20 protein-coding genes are annotated in these 21,141 nt (G+C 69.1%); 9 read left to right on the forward strand and 11 right to left on the reverse strand.

The genetic code is table 11. The features are described 5' to 3' along the window. Window positions 1–19: 19 nt before the first annotated feature. From ACO057_RS09270 to ACO057_RS09285, 4 genes are all read right to left on the reverse strand, one after another. Window positions 20–469, reverse strand: coding sequence for a PaaI family thioesterase (locus tag ACO057_RS09270; protein ID WP_421990894.1), 450 nt, complete (start codon window positions 467–469; stop codon window positions 20–22). Window positions 470–514: 45 nt separating this feature from the next. Beyond that, window positions 515–1,381: a flagellar motor stator protein MotA gene (motA, locus tag ACO057_RS09275; RefSeq protein ID WP_421990896.1), complete on the reverse strand. Its 867-nt coding sequence runs from the start codon at window positions 1,379–1,381 to the stop codon at window positions 515–517. Beyond that, complete coding sequence (locus ACO057_RS09280) at window positions 1,378–2,391, reverse strand: flagellar motor protein MotB (protein ID WP_421990898.1); 1,014 nt, start codon at window positions 2,389–2,391, stop codon at window positions 1,378–1,380. Before ACO057_RS09280 ends, motA begins: the two co-directional genes overlap by 4 nt. 68 nt (window positions 2,392–2,459) lie before the next feature. Continuing rightward, window positions 2,460–2,888: a DoxX family protein gene (locus ACO057_RS09285; protein WP_421990900.1), complete on the reverse strand. Its 429-nt coding sequence runs from the start codon at window positions 2,886–2,888 to the stop codon at window positions 2,460–2,462. Window positions 2,889–3,004: 116 nt separating this feature from the next. Between ACO057_RS09285 and ACO057_RS09290 the strand changes: the two genes are divergently transcribed. After that, window positions 3,005–3,913 (forward strand): LysR family transcriptional regulator, encoded by a 909-nt coding sequence (locus ACO057_RS09290; protein WP_421990902.1) that lies wholly within the window; start codon window positions 3,005–3,007, stop codon window positions 3,911–3,913. A 96-nt stretch (window positions 3,914–4,009) separates the two neighbouring features. Here ACO057_RS09290 and soxR read toward each other — a convergent pair whose 3' ends face one another. Both soxR and ACO057_RS09300 read right to left on the reverse strand, forming a co-directional pair. Next, window positions 4,010–4,465 carry a redox-sensitive transcriptional activator SoxR gene (gene soxR / locus ACO057_RS09295; protein WP_421990904.1) on the reverse strand — a complete coding sequence of 152 codons (456 nt, stop codon included), beginning with the start codon at window positions 4,463–4,465 and terminating at the stop codon, window positions 4,010–4,012. A gap of 115 nt (window positions 4,466–4,580) precedes the next feature. Then, on the reverse strand, window positions 4,581–5,165 hold the full coding sequence (locus ACO057_RS09300; protein WP_421990906.1) for a TetR/AcrR family transcriptional regulator: 585 nt from the start codon (window positions 5,163–5,165) through the stop codon (window positions 4,581–4,583). A 197-nt stretch (window positions 5,166–5,362) separates the two neighbouring features. On the opposite strand from ACO057_RS09300, the gene ACO057_RS09305 reads away from it, so the two are divergent. The 3 genes from ACO057_RS09305 to poxB all read left to right on the forward strand — a co-directional run bounded on the left by ACO057_RS09305 (window position 5,363) and on the right by poxB (window position 11,669). Further along, complete coding sequence (locus ACO057_RS09305; RefSeq protein WP_421990908.1) at window positions 5,363–6,547, forward strand: efflux RND transporter periplasmic adaptor subunit; 1,185 nt, start codon at window positions 5,363–5,365, stop codon at window positions 6,545–6,547. A gap of 106 nt (window positions 6,548–6,653) precedes the next feature. Then, complete coding sequence (locus ACO057_RS09310) at window positions 6,654–9,833, forward strand: efflux RND transporter permease subunit (protein ID WP_421990911.1); 3,180 nt, start codon at window positions 6,654–6,656, stop codon at window positions 9,831–9,833. A gap of 117 nt (window positions 9,834–9,950) precedes the next feature. Beyond that, complete coding sequence (poxB, locus tag ACO057_RS09315) at window positions 9,951–11,669, forward strand: ubiquinone-dependent pyruvate dehydrogenase (RefSeq protein WP_421990913.1); 1,719 nt, start codon at window positions 9,951–9,953, stop codon at window positions 11,667–11,669. Here the strand turns inward: poxB and ACO057_RS09320 are convergent. From ACO057_RS09320 to ACO057_RS09335, 4 genes are read right to left on the reverse strand one after another with little or no spacing between them, the layout of a single operon-like run. Beyond that, on the reverse strand, window positions 11,666–11,983 hold the full coding sequence (locus ACO057_RS09320; protein ID WP_421990915.1) for a DUF4387 domain-containing protein: 318 nt from the start codon (window positions 11,981–11,983) through the stop codon (window positions 11,666–11,668). The two genes, poxB and ACO057_RS09320, sit on opposite strands and share 4 nt — an antisense overlap. Window position 11,984: 1 nt before the next feature. Beyond that, the gene (locus tag ACO057_RS09325) at window positions 11,985–13,343 is read right to left on the reverse strand and encodes an acyclic terpene utilization AtuA family protein (protein ID WP_421990917.1); all 1,359 of its coding nucleotides are present in this window, start codon (window positions 13,341–13,343) and stop codon (window positions 11,985–11,987) included. Further along, window positions 13,340–14,323: a Bug family tripartite tricarboxylate transporter substrate binding protein gene (locus ACO057_RS09330; protein ID WP_421990919.1), complete on the reverse strand. Its 984-nt coding sequence runs from the start codon at window positions 14,321–14,323 to the stop codon at window positions 13,340–13,342. Before ACO057_RS09330 ends, ACO057_RS09325 begins: the two co-directional genes overlap by 4 nt. A 19-nt stretch (window positions 14,324–14,342) precedes the next feature. Beyond that, the gene (locus ACO057_RS09335; protein ID WP_421990921.1) at window positions 14,343–15,701 is read right to left on the reverse strand and encodes an LLM class flavin-dependent oxidoreductase; all 1,359 of its coding nucleotides are present in this window, start codon (window positions 15,699–15,701) and stop codon (window positions 14,343–14,345) included. A gap of 200 nt (window positions 15,702–15,901) precedes the next feature. Here ACO057_RS09335 and ACO057_RS09340 point away from each other — a divergent pair, with 200 nt between their 5' ends. The 5 genes from ACO057_RS09340 to ACO057_RS09360 all read left to right on the forward strand — a co-directional run bounded on the left by ACO057_RS09340 (window position 15,902) and on the right by ACO057_RS09360 (window position 20,017). Next, window positions 15,902–16,927 carry a LacI family DNA-binding transcriptional regulator gene (locus ACO057_RS09340; RefSeq protein WP_421990923.1) on the forward strand — a complete coding sequence of 342 codons (1,026 nt, stop codon included), beginning with the start codon at window positions 15,902–15,904 and terminating at the stop codon, window positions 16,925–16,927. Between the two features lie 26 nt (window positions 16,928–16,953). Next, the gene (locus ACO057_RS09345; protein ID WP_421990925.1) at window positions 16,954–17,685 is read left to right on the forward strand and encodes an ABC transporter substrate-binding protein; all 732 of its coding nucleotides are present in this window, start codon (window positions 16,954–16,956) and stop codon (window positions 17,683–17,685) included. Window positions 17,686–17,751: 66 nt separating this feature from the next. Continuing rightward, on the forward strand, window positions 17,752–18,156 hold the full coding sequence (locus ACO057_RS09350) for a DUF350 domain-containing protein (RefSeq protein WP_421990927.1): 405 nt from the start codon (window positions 17,752–17,754) through the stop codon (window positions 18,154–18,156). A gap of 11 nt (window positions 18,157–18,167) precedes the next feature. Then, entirely contained in the window at window positions 18,168–18,851 is a 684-nt protein-coding gene (locus ACO057_RS09355; RefSeq protein WP_421990929.1) for a DUF1190 domain-containing protein, read from the forward strand. Then, entirely contained in the window at window positions 18,851–20,017 is a 1,167-nt protein-coding gene (locus ACO057_RS09360) for a glutathionylspermidine synthase family protein (protein ID WP_421990931.1), read from the forward strand. The genes ACO057_RS09355 and ACO057_RS09360 overlap by 1 nt, the downstream gene beginning before the upstream one ends. Before the next feature lie 47 nt (window positions 20,018–20,064). On the opposite strand, the gene ACO057_RS09365 is transcribed toward ACO057_RS09360, so the two are convergent. Further along, window positions 20,065–21,072 carry an LLM class flavin-dependent oxidoreductase gene (locus ACO057_RS09365; protein WP_421990933.1) on the reverse strand — a complete coding sequence of 336 codons (1,008 nt, stop codon included), beginning with the start codon at window positions 21,070–21,072 and terminating at the stop codon, window positions 20,065–20,067. Window positions 21,073–21,141 lie beyond the last annotated feature (69 nt).

A 21,141-nucleotide genomic window follows, 5' to 3' on the forward strand; every position in this document is an offset into this window, starting at 1 on the left:
CACGCCTTAGGCCCGAAGGTCAGTCGGGGGCGTCGAGCGGCACGCCCTCGGGCGCGTGGCTGCCGGAGCGATAGCGGTGCGTGGAGGCCCCGAAGGCGACCAGGGTTCCGGCCTCGTCCTTCACCTCGCCGCGGGCGAAGAAGATGTTGCGGCCCGCGGTGACGACACGGCCCTCGGCGATGAGCTTTCCGCCCAGCTTCGCCTGGCCGGTGAAGCGCGTGTCGAGATCGAGCGTGACGGCCAGCCGCGTCCGGCCGGGGAAGGGGCAGAAGAGCCCCGCGAAGGCGTTGCACTGGTCGAGCAGCGCCAGCATCACGCCGCCATGCACGATGCCCGAGCGGTTCGCATGCGCGGGCCCCGGCGTGCAGACGAGCCGCGCGAGCCCGTCCTCCCAGGTGAGCAGGGAAACTCCCATGAGTTCATGGAAGGGCGAGCGCGTCTGGGCGCGGATGTGGTCGGGCAGGTCCATGCGCAAGGCGTCCGACGTGGCGCGCCGCGCGTCAAGAGCCCCGGTTCAGGTGATGGTGAGTTCCTGCAACGCCGCCTCCATCTCCTGGAAGGACGGCATCAGCCCCGAGGGCGCGACCTTCCGCCCCGTCTCCACCGAGACCTGGGGCGCATTGCCGTGCAGATGCGCCACGATCACCGCGCGGATCACCTCGTAATAGGGGGCCTCCTCGTCCACGACGCCCTTCAGCCGCGAGGCGAAGGGTCCCATCATCCCATAGGCCAGCAGCACGCCGAGAAAAGTACCGACCAGCGCGCCGCCGATCATCCCGCCCAGCACGGCGGGCGGCTGGTCGATCGCCGCCATGGTCTTGATGACGCCCAGCACCGCCGCGATGATTCCCAGGGCCGGCAGCGCGTCCGCGATGTTCTGCATCGCGTGGGAGGGGTGCATCTCCTCCTCTTTGATCTTCTTGAGCTCCCGCGCCATCGTGTCCTCGATCTGGTGCGGGTCGTCGGCATTCATGCCGACCATGCGCAGATAGTCGCAGATCAGCACCGTCGCGTGATGGTCCTTCTGGATCTTGGGGAACTTCGCGAAGGCGATGCTCTCCTCCGGCTTCTCGATATGCGGCTCCAGCGCCATCGCGCCCTTGGTCTGGGCGAGCCGGACGAAGAAGTAGAGCAGCGACAGGAGCGCGGTGTAGTCCTCCTTGCGGAAGCGCGAGCCTTTGACGATCTTCCCGAAGCCCGCGAGCGTGTGCTTCACCTCATGCATCGAATTCGCCATCAGGAAGGCGCCGATGGCGGCGCCGCCGATCATCATCATCTCATAGGGCAGCGAGTGCAGGATGATGCCGAACTTGCCGCCGGCGATGGTGTAGCCGCCGAAGACCATGGCGAGCATGAAGACGAAGCCCAGGATCGTCATCATCGCGGCGCATCCTGCCGCAGCAGCGTGATCGCGACGCGGCGGTTTCCGGCGGCCTGGGGCTGCGCGGGCAGCAGCAGGTCACGATCGGCCATGCCGCTGACGCCGCGGATGCGGGCATCCGCGACACCGTCCTCGGCGAGCAGCCGGCGCGTGGCATTGGCGCGCTCGGCCGAGAGATCCCAGTTGCTGCGGCCCGTGCCGCGGAAGGGCGCGCTGTCCGTGTGGCCCGTCACCTGGATCGCATTGGGCAGCCGCCCGGCCGCCTGCGCGACGGTGCGGATCATCAGCCGCGCGCGCTCGGTCGGGGCGGCGCCGCCTGTGGCGAACATGGGCTGCCCGTCCGCCTCGAGAAGCTGGATGCGCAACCCCTCGGGCGCGATCTCCACCAGCACCTGGCGCGCGAGCTCGGCTAGGGCGGGATCGGCGCGGAAGGTCTCGCGCAGGGCGTCCACCATGCCTTCGAGCGATTGCTGCTCGCGCTCGGCGGCGGCGCGCCGCATCTCGCGCTCGCGGGGCGATTCCACGAAGGCCTCGGCCTCGCCGCCGCCGGAACTTCGCGGCCCCCCGCCGGGGCCGGAATCGCCGTCGGCGACGCGGCGGGCCAGCACCTCCTGATCGCCCGCCGGGCCGTCGAAGCGGGTGACGGGTTCGGCCGGGCGATCGTTGTCGTCTTCCTCCTCGATATGCGTCGGGCGGGGGCCGCGTTCGACGCGGATGGCGCCGGTGTCGGCGGCCATCTCGCCCACGCTGTGCGGCGTGCGCCCGCCAAAGGGCATGCCCGTGCCGGAGGAGGAGGAGACGAGGGCGGTGGAGGGATTGAAGTAGTCGGCCAGGCCGCGGCGCTGCTCCTCCGTGGTGGCGTTCAGCAGCCACATCAGCAGGAAGAAGGCCATCATCGCCGTCACGAAATCGGCATAGGCGACCTTCCAGGCGCCGCCATGATGCGCATGCGCCCCGTCTTCGATCCGCTTGATGATGATGGTCCCGCCACCATTGCCGCGCCTGGCCAATGCCGCACCCTGACTGTCCTGCGCGAGAATGTGACGCGCAGGGGTTGAGGGAGCGTTAACGCGAGGAACTAGGCCGCCTGGGCCGCGGCGCGGCGGCCCAGAAGCCGGCCCGGCTCCAGGGCGAAGGCGCCGGCGCCGAGACCCGCCTGGACCACCAGCAGCGCCGCCAGCAGGGCCGGATACTCCCAGCCGCCGCCCGGCGCGTTGAAGACCCAGCCATTGCCGGCATGCACGAAGGTGGCGCCCAGCACGATCGGCAGAGCGAGCAGCGAGGCGGTGCGCACCAGCACGCCGGCGATCAGCGCCAGGCCGGCCGCGGTCTCGCCGAAGGCGACGATCGCACCCAGGATGGGCGGCAGGCCGAGCGAGCCGAAATAGCCCATCGTTCCGGCGAGGCCGAAGGTGCCGAGCTTCAGCACGGCGCCATGCGCCAGCAGGGTCAGGCCGAGGGAAAGGCGAAGGAGAAGGGCCGAATAGGCCGCGGTGTTGAGGTTCATGGGATGGCTCCTGAAAGACCGGTTTTGATGGAGCGGAGACTGATCCTTGGCGCGCGGCGCTTCCAATGCCGTATCGGAACGTGGAACATCACCATCATGAATGATGCGACGCGCCGATGACCGACCTCGCCCATCTGGATCTCAACCTGCTGCGCGTCTTCGACGCCGTCGCGCGCGAGCGGCACGTCACCCGCGCGGCCGAGCGGCTGAACCTCTCCCAGCCCGCCGTCTCCAACGCGCTGGCGCGGCTGCGCGTGGCGCTGGGCGACGAGCTCTTCCTGCGCCGGCCCGGCGGGGTGGAGCTGACCGCGCTCGCCACCGCGCTCGCCGCCCCCATCGCCGAGGCGCTGGACCGGCTGGCGGAAACGCTTTCCGTCCGCGCGCCCTTCGACCCCGCGACGGCGCGGCGGGTCTTCACCATCGGCATGTCGGAATATGCGGAGGCCGCGCTGGCGCCGCGCGTGCTGGAGCGCATGCATCGCGAGGCGCCGAACTGCCTGCTCGCCATCAGCCATGCCGACCGCACCAATGCCGAGGCGCTGCTGGAGCGCGGCGACGCGCAGCTCGCCATCGCCGTCCTGGCCGAGCCGAGCGCGCTCTACACGCGCGTTCGCATGCTGCCCGAGGCCTTCCAGACGCTGATGCGCGCGGACCACCCTTTGGCCGAGGGCGAGCTGACGCTGGAGCGCTTCACCTCCGTGCCGCATCTGCTGCATTCGCCCAACGGCTCGCGCGACGGCGCGATCGATCGCGTTCTGGCGGGGCTGGGGATGTCGCGGCGGTTGGGGGCGGTGGTGGCGCATCTCTGCGCGGTGCCGCAGATTCTGGCGCGGACGGACATGATCATGACGCTCTCCGCGCGGCTCGCGACGCAGATGGCGGAGGTGCACCAGCTCGTCGTCCGCGATGCGCCGGTCGACGTGAAGCACACCCGTCTCTCGATGGTCTTCCACCGGCGCTTCGAGGCCGATCCCGGCCATGCCTGGCTGCGGCGCATGCTGATCGCCGAGGCGCGCGAGGCCTGAAGCCTCTCCGTTCGCGAGGGCTCGCTGCAAAGTCTCCAGCCCCGTTGTTTGACGGCGGGCTTCACGCCTCCGATGACTCCACCTCGGCGATCATGCTCAGCTTCGCCGCAGCAGCACCGCCCCCTGGCCCGCCTGCCCCAGCGCATCGGCCGGGTTCCGCAGCGGGCATTCCTGCAGGGAGAGGCAGCCGCAGCCGATGCAGCTCTCGAGCTGGTCCCGCAGCTGCGTCAGATCCGCGATCCGCCCTTCCAGCATGGCCTTCCAGCGGGACGAGAGGCGGTGCCAGTCATCGAGCGTCGGCGTGCGGCCGGCGGGCACCTCGCTCAGCGCCTCCTGGATCGCGGCGAGCGGGATGCCGGCGCGCTGCGCCACCTTGATGATCGCGATCCGGCGCAGGACCTCGCGCGGATAGCGCCGCTGGTTGCCGGCATTGCGCTCGCCGGCGATCAGGCCCTTGGCCTCGTAGAAATGAATCGTGGAGACGGCGACGCCGCTGCGGCGGGCGACCTCGCCCACGGAGAGCTGGAGCTTCACTTCGCTTCGGGCGGGCATGGGTGCTTGACCTCAACTTAACTTGAGGTCCTATGCCTCCCAGCGGCTTGCCGGGGCAAGCTCCCGGCCCATGCCGGGTTCCTTGGGTCGGGACACGGCATCGATGCGCATCGCCTCACTCGGCGGGCAGGAGCGTCCGGAGGAAGATGTCCGAGCCGTCGCGCAGGACCGCGCCCGCGCGCTTGCCGCCCAGATAGGGAATGCTCGACCAGGCGCCGTCGAACAGCATGGAGAGCAGCTCGCCCAGCCGCTGGGGCTCCGCCGCGCCGGCCTCGCGCGCGAGCTCGATGAGCGCGTGGCACACGCGCGCCTTGAAGGCGGCGACGAGGCGATGGGTGGGATGCTCGGGGTCGGGAAACTCGGCCTGGGCGAGGAGCATGGGGCAGCCGCGGTAATCCGGATCCTCCATCTCCTGGGCGGCGGCGTTCATGAGGGCGCGCAGCTTGCCGGCGGCGGTCGGAACCACGTCCGTGACCTCCTTGAACCACACCTCCCATTCCTGGGCGTCCTCGCAGAGAATGGCGGCGATCAGCGCATCCTTGCTGGGATAGGCGCGGTAGAGGCTCATCTTCGTCGCCTCGGCGACACGACAGACCTCTTCCACGCCGGTGGCGCGGATGCCCTGGCGATAGAACAGGTCCTTGGCAGCGCTCTGGATGCGCTGCGCGGCTTTCGGCTTGGTCGCCGTGGCCTCGGACATGATGACGCAACTCCTTTCTTCGAAATGCCGCCTTGAAATTTTTGCGGTGCAACAAACTTTCACCCTTGATGATACCGACCGGTCACTCTAATTGGGGACGAACCGGTCGGTAACATCCGTCCTCGGAGAATGGCTATGTCGATCCATCAAAGCAAGGCCCTTGACGCGGCCCAGGCGGAAATTGCGGCCGAGACCCCTTGGTTCTCCTGGCTTTCCAAGACGTTGTCGGCGGGGACGGGGCGCGCGGCCCAAGGTGCGGCCGCGCTCGCCTTGCTGGCCAGCGTCGCCACCACCGAGCCCGTCTTCGCCCAGGGCGCGCCGCCGCCTCCGCCCGTGACGGTCGCCACCCCCCGCTCTCGCGCTCCGTCCAGCAATGGGACGAGCACACGGCCCGCATCGAGCCCCTGGCCCGCGTCGAGATCCGCCCGCGCGTGTCGGGCCAGGTGACGGAGGTGCATTTCCAGGACGGCGCCCCGGTCAGCGCTGGCGATCTGCTCTTCACGCTCGACCAACGTCCCTTCCAGATCGCGGTTGCGAGCGCCCGCGCCGAGGTCTCCCGCAACGAGGCGCGCGTGACCGTGGCCGAGCAGCAGGTGAACCGCTACGCGCCGCTCGTCGCGCAGCGCTTCTCCTCCGAAGCCGATATGGACAACCGCCGCAGCGCGCTGCGCGAGGCCCAGGCCGGCGTCGCCGCCAGCCGCGCCGCGCTGCGCCAGGCCGAGCTCGACCTCGAATTCTCGCAGATCCGCGCCCCGCGCGCCGGCCGCGTCAGCGACCGCCGCGTGGATGCCGGCAATCTCGTCCAGCAGGGCACGACGCTGATGACCACCCTGGTCGCGCTCGACCAGGTCTATGCGATCTTCGACGCGAGCGAGGCGCAGTATCTGCGCTATGCCCGCGCGGCGGGCGGCGGGATGCGGCCGGGCGGCGCGCAGGAGGGCACGCCCGTCCAGCTGCGCCTGCTGGACGAGACGGATTATTCGCATCGCGGCCAGCTCGACTTCGTGGACAGCGTCTTCGATGCGCGCAGCGGCACCATCCGCGGCCGCGCCATCGTCCAGAACGCCGACTTCCTGCTCACGCCGGGCAGCTTCGCGCGGCTGCGCCTCTTCGTGGGCGACAGCGCCTCGCTGCTCATCCCCGATTCCGCCGTCCTCGCCGAACAGGGCGGGCGCATGGTGCTGACGGTGAACGAGCAGGGCACGGTCACGCCCAAGCCGGTGCAGCTCGGCCAGCTCGTGGACGGGCTGCGCGTCGTGCGCTCCGGCCTGACCGCGCAGGACCGCGTGATCATCGGCGGCCTGCATCGCGCGCGCCCCGGCGCTGCGGTGACGGCCCAGGCCGGCAGAATCGGGCCGGCGCCCCTGGCCTCGGCCGACTAGAGCAGATTTCGATCAACAACGCCGCGTCCGTACAGGCGCGAAATCCAAGCCATCCGCTGCACGCCTGAGCGCGTGACGCGGGGACCGGCGTCCAAGGACCAAGACCATGCGTCTCGCTCGCTTCTTCATCGACCGGCCGGTCTTCGCGGCCGTGGTTTCCATCGCGATCACGCTGATCGGCGCCATCGCCGCGACGCGTCTGCCGATCGGTGAATTTCCCGAGATCGCGCCGCCCACCGTGCAGGTGACGGCGATCTATCCCGGCGCCTCGGCCGAGACGATCGCCTCCACCGTCGCGGGCCCGATCGAGCAGGAGATCAACGGCGTCGACGGGATGCTGTACCTCTCCTCGCAATCGACGGGCGACGGGCGCGTGGCCATTAGCGTCGTCTTCCGCCAGGGCGTGGACGTCGACCAGGCGCAGGTGCTCGTGCAGAACCGCGTCGCCATCGCCGAGCCCCGGCTGCCGGAGGATGTGCGACGCCTGGGCGTGACGGTGAAGAAGGCCTCGCCGGACTTCCTCATGGTCGTGCACATGCTCTCGCCCGACGGCAGCCGCAGCCCCGAATTCGTGTCGAATTACGCGACGCTGACGATCAAGGATCGCCTCGCGCGGCTCGAGGGCGTGGGCGATGCCCAGGTCTTCGGCGCGCGCGACTATGCGATGCGCGTCTGGCTGGATCCCGATCGCGTCGCGGCCCGTGGATTGTCGGCGGGCGATGTGGTCGCGGCCCTGCAACGGGCCAATGTGCAGGTCGCGGCCGGCGCCATCGGCCAGGCGCCGCGCGCCAATGCCGCCGGCGCCTTCGAGATCGCGCTGCAGGCCCAGGGCCGCCTCTCCACGCCCGAGCAGTTCGACGAACAGGTCATCGGCACCGGTGCGGGCGGCGCGCCCATCCGGCTACGCGACGTCGCGCACACCGAAATCGGCGCGAACGACTACACCATCAACGCGCTGCTCGATAACCAGGTGGCGGTCGGCATCGGCGTGTTCCAGCGGCCGGGCAGCAACGCGCTCGCCACCGCGGCGGCCATTCGCGCCACGATGGAGGAGGCCGCGCGCTCCTTCCCGAGCGGCATCGCCTACGACATCGTCTACGACCCGACGCGCTTCATCGCGCAGAGCATGGAGGCGGTGATCCACACCTTCATCGAGGCGATCGTGCTGGTCGTGCTCGTGGTGATCGTCTTCCTGCAGAACTGGCGCGCGGCGGTGATCCCGCTCATCGCCATTCCCGTCTCCATCATCGGCACCTTCGCCATCCTGCTCGCGCTGGGCTTCACGCTCAACTCGCTCACCATGTTCGGTCTGATTCTGGCCATCGGCATCGTGGTCGACGACGCCATCGTGGTGGTGGAGAACGCCGAGCGGCACATGGCGCTGGGGCTCTCGCCGCTGGAAGCCGCGCGCAAGACGATGGATGAGGTGGGCTTCGCCCTCATCGCCATCGCGCTGGTGCTGGTCGCGGTCTTCATCCCGACGACCTTCATCAACGGCATTTCGGGCGCCTTCTACCGGCAGTTCGCGGTGACGATCTCGGTGGCCACGATCATCTCGGCCATCGTGTCGCTGACGCTCTCGCCGGCGCTGGCCGCGATCCTGCTGAAGCCGCATGGTCACGGCAAGCCGAACAAGCTGTTCCTGCCGATCACGCTGTTCTTCCGCGGCTTCAACTGGTTCTTCGACAAGCTCTCCTTCGGCTATGGCGGGCTGACGCGGAAGTTGGTGCGCCTGCCGGTGATCCTGCTGGTCCTCTATGCCGGCCTGCTGGGCGCGACCGCGCGGCAGGTGCTGGTGACGCCGACCGGCCTGATCCCGCCGCTGGATCGCGGCTATCTCATCGCCGCCTTCCAGCTGCCGCCGGGTTCCAGCCTCAGCCGCACGGATGAGGTGATCCGCCGCGCCTCGGACGCCATCGCCGGGGTGCCTGGCGTCGCCAATTCCATCGCCTTCGTGGGCCTGGACGGCGCGACCTTCACCAATGCGCCGAACACCGGCGTGGTCTTCGCCGGGCTGAGGTCCTTCGAGGAGCGCGCGCATCTGGGCGTCACGGCCAATTCCATCCTGGCCGAGATCCAGCAGCGCGTGGCCGGCGAGGATGCCGCGATGGTGCTGGTGATCCCGCCCCCGCCGGTGCCCGGCATCGGCACGGGCGGTGGGTTCAAGCTGATGATCCAGGACCGCGCGGGCCGTGGCCCGCAGGAGCTGGAGCGCGTCACGCAGCAGGTGGTCGGCGCCGCCTTCCAGACGCCGGGCATCGCCTTCGCCTTCAGCCTGTTCAACACCTCCACCCCGCAGATCCGCGCGGAGATCGACCGGCCGCGCGCGGAGATGATCGGCCTGCCCGTCTCGCGCATCCATGAGGCGATGAGCATCTACATGGGCTCGGCCTTCGTGAACGACTTCAACCTGCTGGGACGCACCTGGCGCGTCACGGCCCAGGCCGACCAGCAGCACCGCATGTCCGTGGACGACATCGCCGCACTCCGGGCGCGGACCGATTCGGGCGCGATGGTGCCGCTGGGCAGCGTCGCGACCTTCCACGAGACGGCGGGCCCCTATCGCGTGCCGCGCTACAACCTCTTCCCCGCGGCGGAGGTGCAGGGCGTGGCCCTGCCGGGCACTTCCACGGGCCAGGCCATCGCGGCGATGGAGCAGGTGATGCGCCAGACGCTGCCCGAGGGCTTCGGCTTCGAATGGACCGAGATCGCATTGCAGGAGACGACGCAGGGCAATACCGCGCCCATCGCCTTCGGCCTCGCGGTGGTCTTCGTCTTCCTCGTGCTGGCGGCGATGTATGAGAGCTGGCTGCTGCCGCTGGCGGTGGTGCTGATCGCGCCGATGTCGGTGCTGGCGGCGCTGCTGGGCGTGCATCATGCGGGCCTCGACAACAACGTGCTGGTGCAGGTGGGCCTGGTGGTGCTCGTCGGCCTCGCGGCGAAGAACGCGATCCTGATCGTGGAATTCGCCCGGGCGCGGGAGCATGAGGGCGCGACGCGCTGGGAGGCGGCGGCAGATGCCGCGCGGACTCGCCTGCGCCCGATCCTGATGACCTCGCTGGCCTTCATCCTCGGCGTGCTGCCGCTGACGGTGGCGACGGGCGCGGGCGCGGAGATGCGCCAGAGTCTGGGCACAGCGGTGTTCTACGGCATGCTGGGCGTGACGATCTTTGGCCTGATCTTCACGCCCGTCTTCTACGTGGTTGCGCAATGGGCGTCCGGCCTCGGGAGGAAGAAGAAGAAGGCGCCCGAGCCGGTCGCGCAGGAGCATGCGACCTCGCACTGAGGGCGTTCAGGCCGGTGATCCGGGAAGGGCGGCGTCCGCGAGGGCGCCGCCTTTTTTTCGATCCTCCCGCCGTCTCGGGCGTTAACCTGCGAGCGACACCGAACCGACGAGGACGCCATGGCCGAGACCGCAGCCCACTACCTTGCCGCGACGCTGGAGAAGGCGGGCGTGAAGCGCATCTACGGCGTCGTCGGCGACTCCCTGAACGGCTTCACCGAAGCGCTGCGGGCCCGCGGCGCCATCGACTGGGTGCACACGCGCAACGAGGAGGCGGCGGCCTTCGCGGCAGGGGCCGAGGCGCAGCTGACGGGCCAGATCGCGGTCTGCGCGGGCAGCTGCGGGCCGGGCAATCTGCACCTCATCAACGGGCTCTTCGACTGCCATCGCAGCGGCGCGCCGGTTCTCGCCATCGCCGCGCATATCCCGAGCAGCGAGATCGGCATCGACTATTTCCAGGCGACGCATCCCGAGGCGCTGTTCCGCGAATGCAGCCACTACGTGGAGCTCGTCTCCAACCCCGCGCAACTGCCGCAGATCCTCGCGCGGGCGATGCGCGCGGCGATCGCGCGCAGGGGCGTCGCCGTCGTCGTCATTCCCGGCGACGTGGCGTTGAAGCCCCTGGATGCGACCCCGCCGGCCTGGATCGCTCCCCTTCCGCCCGTCGTGGTTCCGCCCGCCGGAGAGCTCGCCAAGCTCGCGCAGATCCTGAATGATTCGGGCAAGGTCACGATGCTCTGCGGCGCGGGCTGCGCGGGCGCGCATGCCGAGATCCTGGCCCTGGCCGAGACGCTGAAGGCGCCCATCGTCCACGCGCTGCGTGGCAAGGAGCATGTGGAATACAATAACCCCTATGACGTCGGGATGACGGGGCTGATCGGCTTCGCCTCCGGCTATGCCGCGATGATGGCCTGCGACACGCTGGTGCTGCTGGGCACCAATTTTCCCTATCGGCAATTCTATCCCGCCGATGCGCGGATCGTGCAGATCGACATCGCGCCGGAATCGCTCGGCAATCGCTGCCCGCTGGAACTCGGCGTTCTGGGCGGCGTGCGCGAGACCCTGCGGGCGCTGCTGCCGGCCCTGGCCGTCAAAACGGACCGCGCGCATCTCGACAGGTCGCTCGCGCATTACGCCAAGGCGCGCAAGGAGCTCGACGATCTCGCCGAGACGGATCGCAGCAGCGACGTCATCCATCCGCAGCTCGTCACGCGCCTGGTCAGCGAGCTGGCGACGGAGGATGCCATCTTCACCTGCGATGTCGGCACACCCGTCGTCTGGGCGGCGCGCTACCTGACGATGAATGGGAAGCGGCGGCTGCTGGGCTCGTTCAACCACGGCTCCATGGCCAATGCGATGCTGCAGGCCATCGGCGCGCAGGCCGCCTTTCCGTCACGCCAGGTGGTGTCGCTCTCCGGCGATGGCGGCTTCACCATGATGATGGGCGACTTCATCACGCTCACCCAGATGGGCCTGCCCATCAAGGTGGTGGTGCTGAACAACGGCACGCTGGGTTTCGTGGAGATGGAGATGAAGGCGAGCGGCTTCCTCGACGTCGGCTGCGAGTTGAAGAATCCCGACTTCGCGGCCATGGCCAATGCGATGGGCATCAAGGGCCTGCGCGTCGAGCGGCCGGACGGGCTGCGCGACGCGCTGGCGGCGGCCTTCGCGCATCCCGGACCGGCCTTGGTGGACGTGGTCAGCGCCCGGCAGGAGCTGGCCCTGCCACCGAAGACCACCTTCGCCCAGGCGCGCGATTTCGGGCTTTTCGCGTTGAAGGCCGTGATGGACGGCCGGGCGGCGCAGCTGGTGGATCTGGCGAAGGTGAATCTGCGCTAAGCGTTCAGCGGGATGTCCACGTCCAGCAGCGGCGCGTGCTGCTGCGCGCCATAGACATCCGTATCGCCGAAAGCGCCGGCGGGAACACGCCGCGGCAGCGTCGCCTTGAAGGCCGAGGCGGTGTCATAGGGCGTGAAGAGCACGTCCGCTTCGTCCACGCCGTAGAGCTGCGCGAAGAGCGCCGCATTCAGCACCCCCGTCGCCTTCACCCGGCGGTAGAGCGCCGCGTCCTCGAAGAGAACGTCGATGGTGACGTAGAAAGGGCCGGCATTCTTGCTCTTGCAGACCTGCGCGATGTCGCGGATGCGGGCCATGTCAGACGCTCTCGTATTCGATGGGGAAGATGCTGCACGGATCCTCCAGCGCCAGCGTGTGGAAGACGCTGAAGCTGTAGAGCGGCCCGAGCTCGATGTCCGAGGGCGAGAAGGGGAAGGCCATGTTGCCCTCCTTGCACAAGCGCCCCGGGAAGTCCGCATGCAGCAGCGAGGTGCGGGCCATGGCGAGCACCGCATTGGCGATGTCCTGGCTGTCGGCCAGCACCTCGACGATGAAGGCGAGCTCGTGCGGCGGCGGCGCGTTGTGGCGTTCCCAGGAGGCCATCACGCCGTCCTTGCCATAGACGCGCAGCCCCATCCTGTAGCTGGAGGGTACGACGCCGAAGGCCGCGGCCTTGGCGATGACCTTCTCGCGATGGACCTCGAGATAATCGTCGATCTGGCCGATCAGCACGGGATCGCGCGTGCCGCAGATGGTGATGGCGCGATAGCCGGAACGCTCCACGCCCTCCAGCTTCACGGTATAGGGCTTCGGGGTCCAGCGCATGCCGCTGACCTTCACGGCCCGATCCGAGACGGGATCGAAGACGACATCGGAGGTATCCAGCAGGCCGCCCGGCTCGATGTGATGGATCGGGCTCGCATTCTCGTGCAGCGCGAAATTGGCGACGGAGAGCGGCGTGCAGCGGCGGATCGGATTGGGCGGCTCGCAGATCAGGTGATCGTCGCGCAGGGTGACGAGCAGGCAGTCCGGCTCTTTCGGCACGGCGGGTTCCGCGCCGCATTCCAGCATCTTGCCCGCATACCAGGAGACGGCGGGCGGAATGCCCGCGCGCAGCGCCACGGCCGCCCATTGCGCGGGATCGCTGCTGCGCCCGCAGAGGATCACCTGCGCGCCGCAGTCGAGCGCGCGGGCGATGGGCTCGGGGCCCATCATCGCCACGATGCGCTCGGCGCGGCGGATGGTCGCGGCATCGAGCGGGGCGAGCTTGGCCAGCGCCTTCACGCGCCCGGCGCCGACCGCCTCGACGAGCATGTCCCGATCGGGTTCGGCATGGATCAGCGCCATGCGGAAGTTGAGCTTTTCCTCGCGCGCGATCTCGCGCACCAGGGCCGCCGTGTCCTGCAGATGTGGCTCGCCGCCCGCGCCGCCGGCGGTGCCGACGATGCAGGGGATCTTCGCCGCCATCGCGGCGAGGATCATTAGCTTCAGGTCGCGCTTCACCGAGAGGCGCGAGCAGAAGGACGTTCCCGCGCCGAGGTAATGCGGCCCCGGATCGGTGCTGCCGCCATCCGCGCCGATGGCATGCGGCTCGCGCGCCATGCCGATGCGCAGCGATTCCTCGGCATAGCCATAGCCCAGGATGCCGCTCGTGGAGAGCATGCGGATTTCGTTCATGGGGTGCGCCTGATCAAGCCGTCGCGCGTCGCCTGCGTCCAGCGTTCGTCGTCCGAGCGCATGAGCGCCTGGAGCTGCTCGAGGTCGAGCGGGGAGAATTCGTTGCCGAGCGTCGCGTAGCGGGCCTGCATGGTGGGGGTCGCGATGATCTCGCTGATGGCCGCGTTCAGGGGCACGCCGATCGAGGCGGGCAGATGCGCCGGTGCCAGCATCGCGAACCAGCCGACGAAATCCGCCTCCGCCACGCCCAGTTCGCGCAGCGTCGGCACATTGGGCAGGTGGGGCGAGCGCGTGGGCGAGGTGACGGCCAGCAGCTTCACCGCGCCGGAGGCCACGATCGCCGCCGCCGTCGCCGGGCTGCCCCAGGCGATGGGGAGGTGACCGCCCGTGAGGTCGGCCAGATAGGCACCGCTGCCGCGATAGGGCACCTCATTGAACTCGATACCCGTGCGGCGGGAGAAGAGCGCCGCGGCGAAGGAGGACTGCGCATCCGACGTGCCCTGCGGCAGGCCGCCGGCCGTGGCGCGCGCGGCGGCGAGCATGCTGGGGACGTCGTGGAAGGGCGCCCGCGCGCTGGCCATCATCACCAGCGGATAGCGCGCGGTGAGGGAGATCATGGTGAAATCCGTCACCGGATCATAGGGCAGGGGGCCCATCTGTCGCGCCATGATATGCGTCGCGGTCTGGGCGCCGAGGGTGTAGCCGTCCGGCGCACTGCGGGCCACGGCCTCGGTGCCGACGATGCCATTGGCGCCCGCGCGGTTTTCCACCACGAAGCTCCGGCCAAAGCGTGCGGTGAGCTGCTCGGCGATGGCGCGCGTGGTGACGTCGGTGCCGCCGCCGGGCGCATAGGGCACGATGATGCGGACGGTGCGCGAGGGCCACACGTCCTGCGCGGAAGCCGCGATGGCGGGCAAGGCGAGCGCCCCGCCCAGGGTAGCTCTACGGGTGACGGCGCGCATTGGCGCTTGTTCGTTCATGGATGTTTCCTCCGTTTGATCAGCGACGCCAGTCGCGCGCGTTCGGACGCACCAGGCCGAGATTCTCGCGCAGCGTGGAGCCGGTGTAGTCCTGGTGGTACAGCCCGCGCCGCTGCAGCTCCGGCACGACAAATCGCGAAAAATCCTCGAAGGCGCCGGGCGTGTGCGTGGCGACGAGCACGAAGCCGTCGCAGGCGCGGGTGGTGAACCATTCCTCCATCTGGTCCGCGACGTCGGACGGCGTGCCGACGAAATTCGGGAATTCGCGGATGGTGCCGCGGCCGGAGAAATGCACGAAGTCGCGCACGGTCGGATTGGGCTTGCCGCTGAGCTGCACCACACGGTCCTTGAAGCCGGTCCAGGAGATCTTTTTCAGCTCCTCGTCGGTGAAGACGTCGTCGAGCTGCTTGCTGGCGAAGTCGAAATTCGTGACCTCGGAGAGCAGCACCATGGCGTCGATCGGCTTGGACAGCGCCAGCACGGCCTCGCGCTTCGCCTCGGCGATGGCGCGCGTCTCGCCCACGCAGACGTAGCAGGCGGGGGCGACGAAGACCTTGTCCGGATCACGGCCCTCATCGGCGACGGCCTGCTTGAGTTCGGCATATTGCTTCCGGCCGGTCTCGATATTCGGATAGATCACGAAAATCAGCTCGCCCCAGCGCCCGGCGAACTTGCGTCCGCGGCCGCTTTGCCCGGCCTGGATGAGCACCGGATGGCCCTGCGGCGAGCGCGGCACCGAGAGCGGGCCCTGCGACTGGAAATAAGTGCCCTTGTGCTTCAGCGCGTGGACGCGATTGCCGTCGGCGAAGCGCCCGCTCGCCTTGTCGGCGATGATCGCGCCTTCCTCCCAGCTGTCCCAATGGCCCATGACGACCTCGACGAATTCATCGGCGCGGTCGTAGCGCTGGTCATGGGCCAGATGCTCGACGCGGCCGAAATTCGCGGCCTCGGAATCGTTGAGCGAGGTGACGATGTTCCACGCCGCGCGGCCCTGCGTCATCAGATCCAGCGTCGCAAAGAGGCGCGCGACGTGGAAGGGCTCGTAATAGGTCGTGGAATAGGTGGCGCCGAGGCCCAGATGCTTCGTCGCGCAGCCGATGGCGGTGAGGATGGAGATGGGGTCCATCTTCACCACGCGGATGCCGTTCTCCACCGCCTCGCGATGGTCGTGGCCGAAGATGTCGGGCATGGCGAGACGGTCGTCGAAGAAGGCGAGGTGGAACTTGCCGTCCTCGAGCACGCGGCCGATGCGCTGGAAGTAGTCGGGCGTCAGGAAGTCGAGCGCGTTGGACGGATGGCGCCAGGATCCGGGGGCGATGGAGCAGTTCTGGGCCTGCATGAAGCCCACCATGGCCATCTGGCGCGGCGTGTCACTCATTCGGATTATTTCCTCGATTGGTCGATTTTCCCCGGAGGCTAGGTCCCTTGGCGGATTTCGTCCAGACGAATTGTGCCAACGTTTGCGCAATTTTAACCGGTGGTTTTTGGCGGGTGAAATCAACGAAGTGAGACCGAAATGCCTTACTTTGATGCGAAGCTTTGCGCAGAGCCCCGCTCGCGTGATAGCCCGGAGGGATCATGGATCATCCGCCCAGCCGGTCCCGCGCGACGATCGTCACCCTCTCGCGCCTGGCCGGCGTCTCGGCGTCCACCGTGTCGCGCGCGCTGAAGGGCGATGCGCGTATTTCGAAGGCCACGCGGCTGCGCATCGCCTCCCTCGCGCAGGAGGCGGGCTATATGCCCAATGCGCTGGCGCGCACGCTGTCCTCGGGCAAGAGCGGCCTGCTCGGCCTCGTGCTCGGGCCGCGCACCAATCCCTTCTATGCGATGCTGCTGGAGGAGGTGGTCAGCCAGGCCGCCGCGCGCGGGCTGCGCTTCCTGATCCTGCATGCCGGCGCCGGCCCCATCGAGGACCGTACCGCCGAGGCGCTGCTGCAATACCAGGTCGATGGCTGCCTCATCAGCTCGGCCGACATGTCCTCGCGCGCGGCGGAGATCTGCGCGGCCAACGCCGTGCCGGTGGTGATGATCAACCGCGTGCCGCGCCTGCATGCCAGCGCCGTTTCCTGCGACAATGCCGATGGCGGGCGGCGCATGGCCGAGCACCTGCTGGCCGGCGGGCATCGTCGCGCCATCATCGTCCATACCGGCGGCGCGAGCTCCAACGGCATCGATCGCGACCGGGGCTTTACCGAGGTGTTTTGCCGGGACGGCGCGCGGGTGCTGGACCGCCTCGACGGCCGGTCGATCTATGAGGGCGGCTTCGAGGCGGGGCTGAGGGTCGCCGCCATGCCGGCGGCGGCGCGGCCCGACTGCGTCTTCGCCGTCAGCGACATCATCGCCATGGGCGTGATCGACGCGCTGCGCCTGAACGGCCTGCGCGTGCCGGACGACATCTCCGTCGCCGGCTTCGACAGCATCCCCGAGGGCGCGCGCCCGGCCTACGACATCACCACCTTCGAGCAGCCGCTGCCCGCCATGGTGCGCCGCGGGCTCGACTGGCTGGTGGGCCGCATCGCCGACGCCACCATCCCCGACGAGGCGGTGACCCTGCGCGGGACGCTCATCGCGCGCGGCTCTACCCGCAATCCGCAGGCCTGCTAGGCTCCCCGCGAAACGGGAGAACCGCCATGAACGTCACACCGGAAATCATCGCCCAGCTCGCGCCCACGGGCGTGCTTCGCGTGGGCGTCAACATGTCCAACTTCCTGCTGGTGAACGGCCGCAGTGCCGATGGCGGGCCGACGGGCGTCTCGCCGAGCATGGGCAAGGCCATCGCCGACCGGCTGGGCGTGCCGGTGCGATACGTCACCTTCGCCAATCCCGGCCTCGCCGGCGATGCGGCGGGCACCAATGCCTGGGACATCGTGAACATCGGCGCCGAGCCGCAGCGCGCGGAGAAGATCGCCTTCACCAATGCCTATGCCGAGATCGAATGCACCTATCTGGTGCCCGCCGGCTCGCCCATCACGGCCATCGCCGAGGTGGACCGCCCGGGCATTCGCATCGCCGTCTCGGCGCGGGCGGCCTATGACCTCTGGCTGGAGCGCAACATCAAGCAGGCCACGCTGATCCGCGGCCAGGGCCTCGACGCCACCATGCAGATGTTCGGCGAGCAGAAGCTGGAGGTCCTCGCCGGGCTGCGTCCGCGTTTGCTGACCGATGCGGAATTCTACCCCGGCGCGCGCATCCTGGACGGCAACTTCATGGCGGTGCAGCAGGCCGTCGGCACGCTGCGCGGCAACCCCGCCGCCGAGGCCTTCCTGCGCGACTTCGTGGAGGAGGCCAAGCGCTCCGGCCTCGTCGCCGGCTTCATCCAGGAGCACCAGGTGCGGGGACTTTCTGTCGCGCCTGTCGCGTGACGGCTGAATGGCCATAGCGTTACCTCCCGGAAAAATGCTGCACTGGGCATGATTCCGGGAGGGAATATGACCAACTACCTTGCCACACTGCCAGCCTTCCTGACCTGGTTCCCGGTCTGCGCGGCCCTGCTGGCGGCCTTCGCCGCGATCTACATCCGCGTGACGCCCTGGGCCGAGCTCCGGCTGATCCGCGCGGGCAACAACGCCGCCGCCGTCAGCTTCTCGGGCGCCATTCTCGGCTATTCGCTCGTCGTCGCCTCGGTGATGCTGCATGCGGTCAGCCGGATCGACCTGCTGGTCTGGGGCATCGTCGGTCTCGTCGTGCAGGTGGTCGCCTTCTATGTCGCCGAGAAGCTGCTGGGCGCCGACCTCCCGCGCCGGATGGAGGAGGGGCAGCTCTCCTCGGGGATCATGCTCGCATCCACATCCCTGGCGGCGGGCGTGCTCAACGCCGCCACCATGGCCTTCTGAGGAGGGTACGAATGCGCCGTTCGCACACTGTCCGTCTGACGCTTCTCGCCGCTTCCGCCGTCGCCTTGCAGGCCTGCGGGGACGATGTGGACACCACCGATTTCGTCGTCACCGACGTCGCCTCCTGCGTCGCGCGCTATGGCGCGGGGGCGCAGGCGGAATGCGAGCAGACCTGGCTCCAGGCGCAGCAGCAGCATCTGGCCTCGGCCCCGCATTACGCGACGGTGGAGCAATGCCGCGAGGCGACCGGCGGCGACTGCGAAACCACCCCGGCCAATCGTCCGTCCGACAAGCCCTTGCTGGGCTCGGGCACCGGGTCGGTCGCGATGCCGCTCCTCGCCGGCGTGATGATCGGGCGGATGATGGACAACGGCGCGGGCCGCGTGACGACGCCGCTTTATGCCGGCCGCCCGCCCGGCGAGTGCGCGCCAGGCGTGCAGACGCCGGGTTGCACGCCGCGCGGCTCCTCGTCCTCGTCGAGCGGGGGGCGGTTCTACTACTCCGGCGGCAGCTATGCCGGCACCACGGGCGGCGCCGTCGCGCGCGGGAGTTCCACGGCCTTCACCCCGTCCTCCGACATGGCGCGGACCATCTCCACCGGCTCGGGCAGCAGCGCGATGGGGCGGGCGGGCACCCCCTCGATCGCGCGCGGCGGCTTCGGGGCCTCGGCGCGCGGCTATAGCGGCGGCGGCTGATGGAACGCTTCGAGACCCCGCCGCGCCCGGACTGGCAGGCCAAGCTCGAGGAGGTCGGGCTCACCTATCACTCCAATGGCGCCGAGCCGCAGTCGGGCATGGAGGGTGGGCTGTGGTGGCACGAGGCCTCGCATTGGCGCCTCACCTCCGCCGAGGTGGATCTGCTGGACGATGCGACGGTGGAGCTGCATGCGCGCTGCCTCGACGCCGTGGATTTCCTGGTGAATCGCGAGCCCGCGCAACTCCAGGAGCTCTTCGGTCTTCCGGAGTGGATGGCGCATTATCTGCGCCGCTCCTGGAAGCGCGGCGACCCCACACTGATGGGGCGATTCGACCTCGCCTTGGACGACCGCGCTGGCGTGGTGAAGATGCTCGAATACAACGCCGACACGCCCACTCTGGCCATCGAGACCGGCGTGGCGCAGTGGTTCTGGTTGCAGGACACGCATCCCGGGGCCGACCAGTTCAACTCCCTGCACGAGAAGCTCCTGGCCGCCTTTGGCGAGCTCGCGCCGCGCGTGCAGGGAAAGCCCATCCACTTCGCCGCCTTCGAGGACAGCGCGGAGGAATGGGCGCATGCGACCTATTACCGCGACCTCGCCGAACAGGCCGGCATCCGCACCGTGCCGATCGACCTGCATCGCATCGGCTGGAACGGCGTGCAGTTCATGGACGAGGCCAATGCGCGCATCCATTTCCTGCACAAGCTCTACCCCTGGGAATGGGTGGAGCGCGACGCCTTCGGCCCGAATCTCGCCGCGGATTCCTGCGGCGTGCTGGAGCCGCCGTGGAAGGCCGTGCTGTCGGACAAGATGATCATGGCCGTGCTCTGGCGGCTCTTCCCCGGTCATCCGAACCTGCTGGAAACGGTGCCGGGCCGCGTGGCGCTGGAGGGGCCGCATGTGCACAAGCCGTGCCTGGGGCGCGAGGGCGCGAATATCGCGATGATCCAGAGCGGGATCACCCTGGCCACGACCGACGGGCCCTATGGCGGCGAGGCCGCGCGCTTCGTCACCCAGGCGATGGCGACGCTGCCGGAGCGCGACGGCTGGAAGGCGCTGATCGGCTCCTGGATCGTGGGAGCGGAGGCGGCCGGCATCATCATCCGCGAGAGCCAGCAGGCGATCCTGCGCGACAACAGCCGCGTGGTGCCGCATTATTTTTAGCGCCCTCAGACGCCGGGCGCGGCCTCCGGCGGCTTGGCCTCGCCGCGCTACTGCGCGGGCACGGCCCGCATCTCCTCATGCACCTCCGACAGGATCGTGAAGGAGCGCTTGCGTGCCTCGGGATCGTGGATTTGCGCGGTCACCATCAGCTCGTCCGCGCCCGTGCGCTCGATGAACTCCCCGAGCTCGCGGCGCACCGTTTCGCGAGAGCCGACGAAGGAGCAGGAGAGCGTGCTCTGCAGCACGCGCTGCGCATAGGAATCGAGTGAATCCGCATAGCCTTCCAGCGGCCGGGGCAGCTTGCCGGGGCGGCCGGTGCGCAGGTTCACGAAGGCCTGCTGCTGCGAGGAGAAGAGCAGCCGCGCCTGCGCATCCGTGTCCGCCGCGAAGACGCCGCAGCCCAGCATCAGATAGGGCTTCTGCAGCCGCCCGACCGGCTTGAAGCGCGCACGGTAGATCTCGGCCGCCTCCATCATCTGGGCGGGCGCGAAATGCGAGGCGAAGGCATAGGGCAGCCCCATCATGGCCGCGAGCTGCGCGCCATAGGTGCTGGAGCCGAGAATCCAGAAGTCGATATCGAGCCCGGCGCCGGGCACGGCCTGGATGGCCTGGCCGGGCGCGGCCGGCTTGAAGTACTCCATCAGCTCCATGACGTCCTGCGGGAACTCGTCCGGCCCGGTGCCGAGGTTGCGGCGCAGGGCGCGCATGGTGTTCTGGTCGGTGCCCGGCGCGCGGCCGAGGCCCAGGTCGATCCGGCCCGGATGCAGCGCCGCCAGCGTGCCGAACTGCTCCGCGATGATCAGCGGCGCATGGTTCGGCAGCATGATGCCGCCCGCGCCGAGCCGGATGGTCGAGGTGTTCGTCGCCACATGGGCCAGGGCCACGGCCGTCGCCGCGCTCGCGATGCCGGGCATGTTGTGGTGCTCGGCCATCCAGAAGCGGTGGAACCCCAGCGCCTCCACGTGATGGGCCAGATCGGCCGAGTGACGGAGCGCGTCGCCGGCGCTGCTGCCTTCGGGGACGGGGGAGAGGTCGAGCACGGAGAGCAGGGTCATGGCCGAGATATAGGTGCCGATTGCGCCCGTGGAAGGCGTCGTTCCCGCAATTGGCATGTTGGGGGAAAC

This window comes from Roseococcus sp., assembly GCF_965227005.1.
Lineage (GTDB): Bacteria > Pseudomonadota > Alphaproteobacteria > Acetobacterales > Acetobacteraceae > Roseococcus.